Annotated in this window: 14 protein-coding genes and 1 riboswitch; of the genes, 3 read left to right on the forward strand and 11 right to left on the reverse strand. The window is 39.4% G+C overall.

The genetic code is table 11. The annotated features are described in order from the left end of the window. Positions 1-42 precede the first annotated feature (42 nt). From DKZ56_RS01440 to DKZ56_RS01465, 6 genes are all read right to left on the reverse strand, one after another. Positions 43-1,053, reverse strand: a complete 1,011-nt coding sequence (locus DKZ56_RS01440) for a ThiF family adenylyltransferase (protein WP_390263451.1) — start codon at positions 1,051-1,053, stop codon at positions 43-45. Further along, positions 1,053-1,820: a thiazole synthase gene (locus DKZ56_RS01445; RefSeq protein WP_281275675.1), complete on the reverse strand. Its 768-nt coding sequence runs from the start codon at positions 1,818-1,820 to the stop codon at positions 1,053-1,055. Before DKZ56_RS01445 ends, DKZ56_RS01440 begins: the two co-directional genes overlap by 1 nt. A gap of 2 nt (positions 1,821-1,822) precedes the next feature. Further along, positions 1,823-2,026: a sulfur carrier protein ThiS gene (gene thiS, locus DKZ56_RS01450; protein WP_208650954.1), complete on the reverse strand. Its 204-nt coding sequence runs from the start codon at positions 2,024-2,026 to the stop codon at positions 1,823-1,825. A 2-nt stretch (positions 2,027-2,028) separates the two neighbouring features. After that, positions 2,029-2,631, reverse strand: a complete 603-nt coding sequence (gene tenI, locus DKZ56_RS01455) for a thiazole tautomerase TenI (RefSeq protein ID WP_208650955.1) — start codon at positions 2,629-2,631, stop codon at positions 2,029-2,031. 30 nt (positions 2,632-2,661) lie between these two features. Continuing rightward, positions 2,662-3,348: a thiaminase II gene (tenA, locus tag DKZ56_RS01460; protein WP_208650956.1), complete on the reverse strand. Its 687-nt coding sequence runs from the start codon at positions 3,346-3,348 to the stop codon at positions 2,662-2,664. A 96-nt stretch (positions 3,349-3,444) separates the two neighbouring features. Further along, positions 3,445-3,548: riboswitch (TPP riboswitch) on the reverse strand. A gap of 235 nt (positions 3,549-3,783) precedes the next feature. Next, entirely contained in the window at positions 3,784-4,743 is a 960-nt protein-coding gene (locus DKZ56_RS01465) for a M23 family metallopeptidase (protein ID WP_208652128.1), read from the reverse strand. Positions 4,744-4,982: 239 nt separating this feature from the next. Between DKZ56_RS01465 and DKZ56_RS01470 the strand changes: the two genes are divergently transcribed. The 3 genes from DKZ56_RS01470 to DKZ56_RS01480 all read left to right on the forward strand — a co-directional run bounded on the left by DKZ56_RS01470 (position 4,983) and on the right by DKZ56_RS01480 (position 8,068). After that, positions 4,983-5,297, forward strand: a complete 315-nt coding sequence (locus tag DKZ56_RS01470; RefSeq protein WP_208650957.1) for a thioredoxin family protein — start codon at positions 4,983-4,985, stop codon at positions 5,295-5,297. 171 nt (positions 5,298-5,468) lie between these two features. Continuing rightward, on the forward strand, positions 5,469-7,085 hold the full coding sequence (locus DKZ56_RS01475; protein ID WP_208650958.1) for a multicopper oxidase family protein: 1,617 nt from the start codon (positions 5,469-5,471) through the stop codon (positions 7,083-7,085). 194 nt (positions 7,086-7,279) lie between these two features. Next, on the forward strand, positions 7,280-8,068 hold the full coding sequence (locus tag DKZ56_RS01480; protein WP_208650959.1) for a DUF4097 family beta strand repeat-containing protein: 789 nt from the start codon (positions 7,280-7,282) through the stop codon (positions 8,066-8,068). A 745-nt stretch (positions 8,069-8,813) separates the two neighbouring features. Here the strand turns inward: DKZ56_RS01480 and DKZ56_RS01490 are convergent. The 5 genes from DKZ56_RS01490 to DKZ56_RS01510 all read right to left on the reverse strand — a co-directional run bounded on the left by DKZ56_RS01490 (position 8,814) and on the right by DKZ56_RS01510 (position 12,511). Then, a complete protein-coding gene (locus DKZ56_RS01490) occupies positions 8,814-10,169 on the reverse strand; it encodes an IS1096 element passenger TnpR family protein (RefSeq protein ID WP_208650960.1) in 1,356 nt (451 codons plus the stop codon). Between the two features lie 171 nt (positions 10,170-10,340). Then, complete coding sequence (locus DKZ56_RS01495) at positions 10,341-10,571, reverse strand: hypothetical protein (protein ID WP_208650961.1); 231 nt, start codon at positions 10,569-10,571, stop codon at positions 10,341-10,343. An 86-nt stretch (positions 10,572-10,657) separates the two neighbouring features. After that, the gene (locus DKZ56_RS01500; protein ID WP_208650962.1) at positions 10,658-11,026 is read right to left on the reverse strand and encodes a hypothetical protein; all 369 of its coding nucleotides are present in this window, start codon (positions 11,024-11,026) and stop codon (positions 10,658-10,660) included. Between the two features lie 265 nt (positions 11,027-11,291). Beyond that, entirely contained in the window at positions 11,292-11,792 is a 501-nt protein-coding gene (locus tag DKZ56_RS01505) for a DinB family protein (RefSeq protein ID WP_208650963.1), read from the reverse strand. 146 nt (positions 11,793-11,938) lie between these two features. Continuing rightward, on the reverse strand, positions 11,939-12,511 hold the full coding sequence (locus DKZ56_RS01510) for a hypothetical protein (protein WP_245989575.1): 573 nt from the start codon (positions 12,509-12,511) through the stop codon (positions 11,939-11,941). Between the last annotated feature and the right edge of the window lie 162 nt (positions 12,512-12,673).

A 12,673-nucleotide genomic window follows, 5' to 3' on the forward strand; every position in this document is an offset into this window, starting at 1 on the left:
AGTGTCTGTTCCCCGCTTCCTTTTAAATTTTCGTTCTCTGATTTACGCTCCTATAAAACGCTGATAAATCCTTTTTGCCTTTTCTTTTTCCTTCGTCCCATGCACCAATGCCCTGCCATCTTGAAAAAGCACAATTTGAACATTTTCTGCTTGGAAGGAAATCAAGTAAGGATTGACTTTCAAGTTTTGAACGATTGGTTGAAGCCTTTTTGATATTTGCGCCAATGAAATTTGTTGTTTTTGTTGCGGCCGGATTTGCACAGTATTTCTGCCGCATAATACCGCTGTTTTCAATCCCGTTTCCATTGTCAAATAAGGATATGCAGGGTTATTTCCGCATGAAGGGCAATCGCTCTTTTTTAACTTTGAAATGTCGATAATTGAATGCTCCCTTCGCCATACATCAAAAGAAACCAATTGTTTGGACACTTCCCCGCTTACAAAGTATTTCAAAGCTTCAGCCGTTTGATAGGATGCAACCATTTGCACCGCAGGACTGATTACCCCAACGGTATCACAAGTCAAGCCCTCGGAGGGAATCGCTTGGAGCAAACAATGATAGCAAGGGGTTTTTTTCGGCAAGATGGAAACGCTCATTCCATAACTTCTTACAACCGCTCCATGAATCCAAGGAATGACGTATTTCATCGACACATCATTGATAAAAAACCTCGTTTCAAAATTATCCGTTCCATCTATGATGAGATTGACACCCTTCACAATCTCTTCCGCTCCAACAGAAAAGTCTCCAACAAGCCCTTCTATTTGAATAGTTGAATTGATCCTTTGTAAATGCTTCTGTGCAGCAACCGCTTTAGGCAGTTTACATTCCGCATCCTCTTCCGTATAAAGTTGCTGGCGGCCAAGATTCGTCCAATCGACGTAATCCCGGTCAATGATAGTGATTTTCCCGATGCCCGCCCGAGCCAGCATCTCAGCATTCGCACAACCTAACGCTCCCGCTCCAACAATAAGCACATGGCTTTTCAGCAACTTTTTCTGTCCTTCTTCACCGATTGGAGAAAATAAAAGTTGACGAGAATAGCGTTCCATTATGAATAGAGCATCCCTTCAAACGGACTAGAGGCAACTGCATAACGTTTTTTCGGAATTCTGCCAGCTTCGTATCCAAGTCTTCCTGCTTCGATGGCCAACTTCATAGCTTTTGCCATTTTCACCGGATCTTTTGCTCCAGACACGGCTGAATTTAACAAGATGCCATCTGCTCCCAACTCCATGGCCATCGCACAATCCGCTGGAGATCCGATTCCCGCATCGACAATGACAGGAATATTGGCATTCTCAATGATGAGAGAAAGATTCAACGGATTGATAATGCCTTGTCCGGAACCGATTGGAGATGCACCTGGCATGATGGCATGTACCCCCAATTCCTCCAGTTTTTTCGCCAAAACTACATCATCAGAAGTATAAGGAAGGACAATGAATCCTTCTTCCAATAACATTTCTGATGCTTTTAAAGTTTCAATCGGATCCGGAAGAAGGGTTTTATCATCCCCAATAACTTCCACTTTCACCATGTCACATAGTCCAGAAGCTTTGGCGAGCTTCGCAATCCTCACCGCTTCCTCCGCCGTTTTTGCCCCTGCAGTATTCGGCAGGAGGGTGTACTTTGAAAGATCAAGCATTTCCAAAAAATTTGGCAGAGATGGTTCATAAATATTCATTCTTCTTACGGCAAAAGTTAAAATCTCCGCTCCGGATGCTTCCACCGCTTCCCTTTGGATTTCAAAATTTGGAAATTTCCCTGTACCTAACAACAGTCTTGATTGAAAGATTTTATCTGCAATTTTTAACACGTTTATCCCCCTCCAACAAAATGCACGATTTCAATTTTGTCGCCGTCATTTACCGGTTGTTTGCTGTACTCTTCTTTCAAAATAATTTCACCGTTATGTTCAACAACGACAATGCGATTTAGCAATTGAAAAAACTTCAGCAAGTCTTCAATGCTTTTAACATTGCTCCCCACTTCCGTCTTCTGACCATTAATATAAAGCTGCAACTTCATCCCCCTTTGCAATCTATGTTTTTTAAAAAGGTTGCCGCTTCTTTCGGTTGATTCGCAGAAAAAATGTAAGACATTACTGCAATGCCCTGCACTTTTTTCTCCAGTACTTTTACCGCATTGTCCGGCGTAATTCCACCGATGGCAATCACAGGAATCTTCACTTGTTCAACGATTTCACCAAGCGCATCCGTTCCCCTTCCTGCCATCCCCTTTTTGCTGTCCGTTTCAAATATATGGCCAAAGAAACAGTAATCCGCTCCCGATTTTTCGGCATTTTTTGCTTTTTCAATGGAATGGATGCTAACCCCTACTTTCATATGGGGATAAGCCGTTTTTACCTTCTCTGCCGGAAGTCCATTTCCCGGAAGATGGACATTCGGAATTCCGGTAAGCAGAGCAATATCAAGCCTGTCATTAATGACAAGTTTTTCTTTCGGCACCCCTGCATTTAACAACTCCTCTATTAAAGCGACAATCTCACCGGGTGGTTTATTTTTTTCACGGATATGAATGTAATCTACAACCGGGGAAATGGATATAATAATTTCCTTCAGCTCTCGGCTTTCCTTCTTTCCATCCGTAATTGCGTGCAGTTCCACTCAAACTACTTCCCTTCTCCTTCGCAGAAGTTATAGTTGCACTTTTTCATCCGTCGGCCACATTTGTTGGTGGTAAGCCATATCCCAAAACATATACTCAAATCGAGTTGTATTTAAAAAGATTTCTTCCAGCCGCAGAAGTTCAGATTCCTGCTTTCCTTCCGCCAATTGATTGAGCAAATCAAGGTTCCATTGTGCGGACTGGCCAAATTCTTCTGAACTGTACATTTTTACCCAATCCCCATATAATTCGTGTTCTTTTGCCCCCGGAATTTTCGCCAGTTCACATCCAATTTCCCAATAACTCCAAGCACAAGCAAAGTGCGCAGCTGCCAGTTCTGCGATGGAACCGTTTTGGGCAACTGCCAGCATGTAGTGGGTGTAAGCAAGACTTACCGGAGACGGTTTTGCCTCTTCCAGCTCTTTTTCCGTTATGCCAAATCGGCTGGCATATTTCCTATGCAATGCCATTTCATGATTCATCGTGTAATAAAGCAGGTTGGCAAATACCGTCATCACTTCTAGATTTGGTGCCTTCACTGCACCTAACGCAAACAATTTAGAATAATCAATCAAGTACAGATAATCTTGTATCATGTAAAAACGGAACTTGTTAGAATCCAGTGTTCCTGCTCCCAACTCTTTCACAAATGGATGTTCATGGTTTTTTCTCCAAGTGGATTGGTATTTTTCAAAAATTCGATCTGTAAATTTCATCGTTTTCCCCCATCCTTTAGGTTCATAAAAAAAACCGCTTCATTAAAGAAGCGGCTCTAAAACTCGAAACACAATCAATACAAAAATAGACAAAACGAGTCCCAGCAACCACTTCCCTTCGCTAGCATTACCTAGTGCAGGTTCAAAGGGTTGAGGCAATGCCTCTCTCAGCTAATGAATTAGCACCCCTAGTGATTAGTTTAATGCTATATGTAATTACAATCATTGTTACATGAATACAGAAAATTTTCAATAGTATAAAATTATTAATGGGATAAGAGATTTATTCAAACACTTGCAACTTTTGTGTTAACCCTTGCTGCCTCAGCTATCATCGAAAAGTTTTTGCTCCCATTCGGCAAATTCTTTCAGGTTTTACAAGAATACTTGCAATAACAAAAAAGTTGCCCTAGCGAATTGCACGCTAAAGCAACTTTATTTTTTCTCCTGCTTCGTTTGTTTTTCCCATTGCACAAGATACGGATATGGGTCAAAAGCCCATTCGGTCCTTCCATTAAATTTATACATGCCGTAATGCAAATGAGGAGGAAATTTGCCGCTTGTCCCTTCTTTGCCATAACCGGAGCTTCCGACGCCGCCAAGAATTGTTCCTGGTTCTACAATATCGCCCACTTTTAAATCTTTATTGTAATAGGCTAAATGGGCATAGTAGTGATACGTGTTATGATGATCCCGAATACCTACTCGCCAACCGCCAAATTGATTCCAACCCATTACTTCTACAACACCATAGGAAGTAGATAATACAGGTGTTCCATACCCTGCAAAAATATCTGTTCCTTCATGGATTCGTCTTCCTCCCCATCCCCTGCTGGCACCCCAAGTCCCCTTATAGCTGTAGTTATAGCCGCGGACTGGGAGGGGAAAAATATGCTTATCCAGCTGAATCGTATTGAAATGTTTATAAAGTTCATTTATGGTCATGATTTGATTAATGATTTTTTCATTTTTGTAATATTCCCATAAAGCATTCTTAAAATCTTCTTCCGATGGACCAAATTTTTCTAAATAGGATACCATTGTGAATAGTACGTCTTGATCGTCGTTTCGATCTGCTTTTCCATCGCCATTGCCATCATGACCATTTCCCCCAAAATATTGAATGGTAAATGGGGAAGTATCTTCTACATTCGGGTTGAATTCGCCAACCCAAAATTCATGGGAAAATTGGATGGCAATGGCACTGTCCCTCTTCGGAATATCTTTTCGCACCTCTTGAATATTTCGCTCATATTGGTCCACTGCCGCCAATCGATGCCATGGAACAAAGGGCGTTTCATAGGTTTTGTATAAGTGCATTCGTTCCTGATATATATTTTCTTTATTTTCGCTTGCATTTACATAAACCGGGAAAATATATAGACATACAAACATCAAAGTTAAAGAAAAAATGATTTTTCGGATGAATACCAAACCCCCTTTCCTCCTTAGAATATCCCGTTTTTTTGAAACCATGAGTTTTTTATAAACGAAAAATGAAAGCTTACTTCTGATACTAAGTCCGGGTAAACTCCTTCGAAATCCTCTCAAAAACCAGAGTAATTCCGTTTGTTTTGTAGCAAATAGTATGTTATGATACCTTTTAATAGAAATTTTATTTGGGGGAATACTAGATGCAATCACTACAATCCGTAGAACAATTTCATGAACTCAAAAACAAAGAACGGGTGATCTTTGTCTTTTCAGCAGATTGGTGCAAAGACTGCGTTTTCATTAAACCTTTTCTTCCTGCTATCGAAGAAAAATACGCCCAATATACCTTTGTACAAGTAGACCGGGATGAATATATCGATTTATGTGGCGAACTGGATGTGTTCGGCATCCCAAGTTTTATTGCCTACAATAAAGGCGAAGAAATCGGCCGTTTTGTAAGCCGCGATCGTAAAACGCAAGAAGAAATCGAAAACTTTATTGAAGGACTAAAATAAACTGACATCTTTTGATAAACTTCGAATATTTTCGTTCATGTCGAATTCACGTTTTTTCAAGACCCTATCTCTTATCAAAGAGATTCGGGTCTCTTTTTCTTTACAAATGCAAACATTCGATCAACCTACTGAATAGGATAGTTAATAAGCATTATTAAAGGGAGTGGAACATTGTCAAAAAGGAAAGTAAATCCAAAAGATCCAAAGACAGTGCCAAAGTTTGTAACACCACTGTCAAAGCCTCCAGTTGTTACCCCAACACCTCACCCTGATTATCCGGCCAATTCCTATTTAGAAATTACTATGAAAGAAACGAAGCATCGATTTCACAGGGATTTTCCACTAACAACCGTATGGGGCTATAACGGTCTCTACCCTGGCCCAACTATTGAAGCGAGGAAAGATAAAAAAATTTATGTGAAATATGTAAATCGACTGCCAAAAAAACATTTTTTGCCCATTGATCGCTCTCTCCATGGTGTAGGAGATTCACCAGAAGTCCGTTCCGTTGTACATTTACATGGAGCCAATGTATTTTGGGAAAGCGATGGGCATCCGGAAGCCTGGTATACACAAAATTACGAATACACCGGCCCCAAATTCAGGAGAAAAGTCCATGAGTATACAAATCACCAGCCAGCTGCAACCCTTTGGTACCACGACCACACCATGGCCATGACAAGACTAAACGTATATGCAGGTTTAGCAGGTTTTTACATTATTCGCGATGCCTTGGAAGAACAATTAAATTTACCAAAAGGAGGTTATGAATATCCGCTTCTCCTTCAAGACAAATCTTTCAATGAAGATGGTTCACTTTTTTATCCAGACAAACCTCCGGAAGATTCGCCTTTCCCAACACCATTCATTCCTACCATTGTTCCGTTTTTCAATGGAGATTTAATGGTGGTAAACGGCAAAGTTTGGCCTTATTTAAATGTGGAGCCTAGAAAATATCGATTCCGCATTTTAAACGGCTCCAACAGCTCCACATACAACATCCAGTTAGAAAACAACGCGCCTTTTTATCTAATCGGTACGGATGGGGGATTTTTAGAAGCTCCTGTTGAGGTCACTTCCATTGAGTTAATGCCGGCAGAACGGGTGGATGTAATTGTCGATTTCGCCCCATTTAAAGGGCAAAAAATTAAATTATTGAACACATTGTTTAGTGAAGAAGAACCGAAAAGAGAGATTATGGAATTTCGTGTAACAAAGCCGCTCAAAGGAAAAGACACAAGCGAGATTCCAACAAGACTTGCAGAAGATATGGAACTGCATGAACATCTTGCCTCAACGACCCGAAAATTGCCTTTATCCACAGGCACTGACAAATACGGTCGAATTATGATGATGCTGGATGGCCGAATGTACCATGATCCATGTACAGAAAGCCCTTCATTAGACAGTATTGAGATTTGGGAGTTTATTAACACCACACCTATTTCCCACCCTATGCATATTCATTTAGTTCAATTCAAAATTCTAAATCGCCAGCCTTTTAATGTAGAAATGTACCAAGAAAGCGGCGGAAAAATTCTTGAATTCACCGGAAATCCAGAACCTCCCCGCGATTTCGAAAAAGGCTGGAAAGATACAGTGAAAGCTCCTAGCGGCATGGTTACAAGAGTCATAATGCACTGGAAAGAACATACGGGGAACTATATTTGGCACTGCCACTTGCTTGAACATGAAGACCACGATATGATGCGGCCAATTCGCATTACAGAAAACGCTTCTTCCGTTCATCATCAAGAAGAACATCACAACAATCATGAAATGAGATAATCCCATTTATTGCGGGCGGATGCATCATAAAATTCGAGATGCTCCGCCCTGTTTACTTTGTTCTTCGACAATGCTTCAACTTCAAAATCATCTACTGTTCAAGACCTAGAACGAAATAAAGCTGCAGGTTGTTGTTGCCCCTCTTCTTTTTGATTAAGATAAACATAAATCCATTATGCGGAGGGGGAACTCCTGTGAAAAAACTCATTTTAGTTGGCGTTCTTATTTTGCTAATGATTAGTTTAGTTTTTAATGTTCCCAATGGGTTTTTGTCCCAAGAACACCAAGTAAAAGTCACAGACAAAATCAAGACGATTGATTTAGATATTAAAGGTGTCGATTCAACCATCATTTCTAAAGATCAAGACTATGTAAAAGCGGAATTAAAAGGAAAAGGAAATGTAAATCTTTCAAAAAAAGGAGATACAATTGAAATCGAATATCATCGCCCATTGTTTTCCTTCTTCCATTTCGGCAGCCGCACACAGTTAGTCGTGACAATTCCTAAAGACTTTGACCGAGAATTAAAAGTAGATGTTGGTTCGGGAGACATTGATTTTCAACTATCCAAAGACACTGTTTTAACTTCACTGGAACTGGATGTCCATTCAGGAGACATTGATATCAATTCACTCAATACAAAAATCGCTAGTTTAGACGTCTCTTCAGGTGATATTGATCTAAAGCATTTTACGGGAGAATTGGCAATAGATGTTTCATCTGGAGACGTATATGTGCAAATAGATGAATTGGTTGGAGATATAGAGGCAGAAGTAAATTCAGGGCAAATTGTGCTTGATTTGCCTGATGACAGCGACTTTACGTTAAATGGGGAAATATCCAGCGGCGCGATTCATAATCACTTTCCTCTTAAAAATGAAAAAAATGAAAAAAATGAAAAAAATCGTCTGCGTGGAACACATGGTTCTGGCAAATACAGCATTGATTTAGAGATATCCAGCGGAACAATCGAAATTAAATAATCGAGTAGGAGGGAGCGATTAACTCCCGTCCTCTCACACCATCGTACGTACGGTTCCGTATACGGCGGTTCAAATAAGATCATTGACGCAAGTTTTTATAACTTCCGTGAATAGCTGTTCTCTTTATGCCAGTGGTCACTCCACCCCCCAAGAGGTCTCCCACGGGATTCACCGCTTCCTTCCTCAAGTGAGGTACTACGTTTTCTGTGTTCATCATGACCCACTGAATGCCAAGGGCTATTCTCTCTTAATTGTTCGGTCCTTCTTAGTAGTTCTAAACCAACTAATACGATGACCTCTGCTGACTTCTGTCTTCGGGGTTAGGGACTTACACCCTATCGTTCATGTATATGCCGGGCGCACACTAAAGGGGCGTCTGAAAAGTCATTTCAAGACGCCCCCTTTGCGGCTTTTGCTAGAGTTTTTGCCGCAGATAAATTGCGACGAGGAGGCGCGTTTTGTAACCACCGCAGGGAAAGTTTTTAAGAGAATATTCCTATTAAGAAGTAAGGCTGTTTCCGAAAGTGTTCGACTTTCTGGACACCCCCTTCTTACCTCTAGTCAAGTGTTTTTTATTAAATAATTTGGTTCACATAGATTTTATTTTGGAAGGAAGGGGTACCCCTTCCTTCCAAAATAATTTGGTCCCAGGAGCTGTTCGACCTTCCTTCACTTCTACTATAAAAAAATAGTAGCACAAACCTTGGCCTAGGTCTGTACTACTAATGTTAGTATGTTTTCTTTATTATCGTCCACAGCACTTTTTATATTTTTTTCCGCTTCCGCATAGGCATGGATCATTGCGGCCAATTTTTACACCTGCTGCTACTTTTGTTTGTTTCGGTTTCGTTAGATTGGACAATTCTTCCGGCGTATATCCACGATTATTCCATGTCCTTGTCGCATTTGCAGCTAATACCAACACTTTTGTGATTTCATTTACTTGCTTCACATCTTTGAACACAAACTGACTCATAAACTCTTTCATTGTGCTGTTAAATTTATAATTCATCGCCTTGGTTTTCCATACAAAATCCTTCATGATCTCCTGAATGGATTTGTTTTCAGTGATTTCCACTTTTTCAAGCAATTTCGCCAGTTCTCGGTGATATTTTGTTTTCTCATAATAAAAAGCATCTTTATATCGAAGCAGCTCTTCTTTCTCCGGAATATAAAAAGGCTTTCCAACTACTACTTGTTCCAGCTGTTGCGTTAAGTTATTTTCATCTAGGCTTTGATGAATAAATCGATCCATTACTACAACGACATTTGATTTTTCCAGCATCTTTTTATAATGTGAATCAGTTGTGATGGCTTGCAAATCTTTATTCGTAATTTTTTGCTTATTTTGCAAATTATAAATCTGAATCACTTTATAGTTTGGAACAATTCCGTATAAATTCGTGCAGCTGACAATATAATCAAAAATTAACTCTTTGTTCGCTACTTTTTCCGTATCAATCAAATCAGAACCGCGATATTTATCGGAAATGATTACATAGTTTTCGTGGTGAATATGTTCCCATTCCGTCTTTTTAAATTTTACATGCTTCAGCGAATGATTAATATTTTCTATATTAAACGGTTTATATCCAACCCTTTCCGCCCATTCTCGATAAATCGTATATTGTGGATGAACTGGATTATGGATGATTTTCAAAAATTCCATATAACCTGCTGGTCCCCCAACATCTTCCGGCGGAGCCATACCTCCCCCATCCAATAAAGTAGGAAAACCGAAATAATAATCATCCACAGTATTCTCTAAAGCAACAGTAATTTCCCATTGGACTCCAAAATCATATTGATAAAGGATTTTTCCGTATTTTTCTAAATATGCATCAATTTTAATGCGCGTAGGCTGCTTGACCTTTTTACCCCCAATTTCTTTCTGTGCAATCAATTCTTCATTATTGGTAATGATGACATCTTCCAATGGAAAACAAAAATCATGATAAGGTTCCATATAGCTTTTAAAATTTGTGACATATTGTATGGTTTCATGCAATCGATTAAACGTTGCTCCGGCTGGTATAATTACTCGTCGCCAAACTTCTGGTTCAATTCCTTCAAAGGATAGTTTTAAAATATAAGCTTTCATTGTTTCACCTTACTTTCTACTTTAATGAATACGAATTCACTGCAATTTTTCCTTTTAATAATATATATATAGTTGCTCTATAAAATAGAATCTTTCATCTATAAAAAGTTAGCTTCTGTAATTCAACCATCTTTTTTTTAACAATTGCAAATGCTTCGTCCAAAGAATTTTTTAATCTCGGAATCGCTCGTTTTCAGAAGACTTTTGAAAATCTTTCTTTATAATAGCTAAAATCTCAAGCAGTTTATGTTCTTCCATCGTTGAACGATTATAATGTCGGAGTAAATCATCTAGTAAATATAATGGAATTTTATTTAAAAATTCTTCACTCCATATCCATTTATAAGAGAGAATTTTTATAGCTTCGTCATTACCTAATATGGAAGTCAATACAAATGCCATTCCATACATCTTTTGGCTTTTTAAGATATGACTGAGTAATTCCTCATCATTAAATTCGCTTTTCGCAAGGATTTCATAAGCATGTCCTAAAAATGATAAAACACATCATAAGTTGCTAAATTTTTAGCCTCTCCTCTACCGTCATAGAACGCTGCGGCGTTGAAGTAGCGATAAAGAGCTTTCACCAATCCCGCATTGCCGTAGCGGACTTGATCCTGCATTTTTGTAATCAGCTCTTCCGATTGGATCTCGATAAAAGGCAGACTCGTTTCTTTTCGAACATCCGTTTTCAAATCGATAAATAGCCATACTTCGTTTAAATAGGGCAAAATAAAATTTTGCGTAATGGCTTTATATTCTTTTATTTTTTCTCTTCTATTATTTTGGATAGATAAAACCGTTTGTGATAAAACGAACAATATACGAATCGTCAATCCAACGGCTACAATGGTCAACTTGAGCCCTCCCCGTCTATATTTTTCCTTATGTTGTAATAAAAATAGATAAAACTTTATAGTATATATATTTTTCTTTAAGTAAAAATATTCGAGGGATGCTCCGTTTAAGAGATTTAAAGCAGCATATCCTTCATGCACTGAATTAATTTCAATATATTTGGATTGCCTTCATTGAAGTCATTCTACTAATTCATTTTTCCGGCATGTGAACGGTCAATGAAAACACCTTCGATTATTCTCCACAATAATCGAAGGTGTTGTTTTAATTAACCTTATTTGAAATCGCTTCTTTAATTTCTCCGATTTGCTTCAAGTGGCGTTCTTCATGATAGCCAACTAATAATACCCATTGGCGTATGGACAACAGCCCATATCGTCGATGGATAAATGACTTATTCTCCAAATCTTCCTCGCTAACTCCTTCTATGCTTTGAAGCAATGCTTCTCTTGATCTGTTTAATTTACGCTCTAATTCTTCCAGTGTTTGAAATTTTCCAGAAGGTGTTAAGTCGTCTGGAGCCACCCTTTTCACTGTACGGTCCAACATTTGATGAATCGGTTTTTCCTCGGTCGGGTTGTATCCATCTTTTGAGAGCGTTTCCAAAATTCCATCCACCGTATTCATTTCCATTAAATAAAGATGTTCCAACACTTGAGCAACGGACCATTTTCCTTCCTCTGGAATTTCATTTAATTGTTCATCTGATAAGGAACGAACACTCTTTAACACCTTTTCACGAACCTTTTGTATTTTTTCAAACATACCTTCCCTCCTTCATCCTTTCCTAATGTTTATTCGTTATTAATTAAAAAAGAACTAAGTTTTTTAAAATATTATGTAAAAACTTTTAAAGGGACGCTATGTTTAAAGTGATGCTATTCTTCAAACATAGCCCCCTTTTTATGAAATTAATAGCATTGGAAAAATGCAATGCGATTGCGATTTAAAACATCATATACCCAGCCTCGATTTCCTCTCCAACGGTAACCGATAATAGAATTTCCTAAAGCAAACATTGGATAGAACCAGAAACTATTTCCGTTTGTCAGCCAAACAAAGGTATTGCGGAATAAGCATCTTCCAATTCCTCTTCCACCACTGCGGCGGCTAAATTCTTGAGTTCCTTGAAAAGAGCTTAATTGTGGTGTGAAACTTGGCGGTGGAGTTGTTGGTGGGGTCATTTGTCCTCCGGATGGCGGCATACCTGGTGAGCCTGGAAATCCGCCCGGCATCCCTGGAAAACCCCCTGGCGCTCCCGGGCCTCCTCCTGGTGTTCCTGGGAATCCCCCTGGTGCTCCTGGGAATCCTCCTGGTGTTCCTGGGAATCCCCCTGGCGTTCCTGGGAATCCCCCTGGTGCTCCTGGGAACACCCCTGGCGCTCCCGGACCTCCTCCTGGTGTTCCTGGGAAACCTGGTGGTCGTCCTCCTTGAAAACCTCTTCGGCTTACATCACTACTGTCATCGTTGTAGTATGGATACATTGTTTTCCCCCTTCTTCATGGCGTTCATTTCAATGTATGCAGCAACGATTTCACCCAATAGGCATCTATATAGCTCGGGGAAAATTTCATGTATCCTTTCCTAATAGCGATTTTAGCGTTTTTTCACTAACTATGAATACGCTTTCAATCATCCGGTTTCAT

This window comes from Ureibacillus thermophilus, assembly GCF_004331915.1.
Taxonomy (GTDB): domain Bacteria; phylum Bacillota; class Bacilli; order Bacillales_A; family Planococcaceae; genus Ureibacillus; species Ureibacillus thermophilus.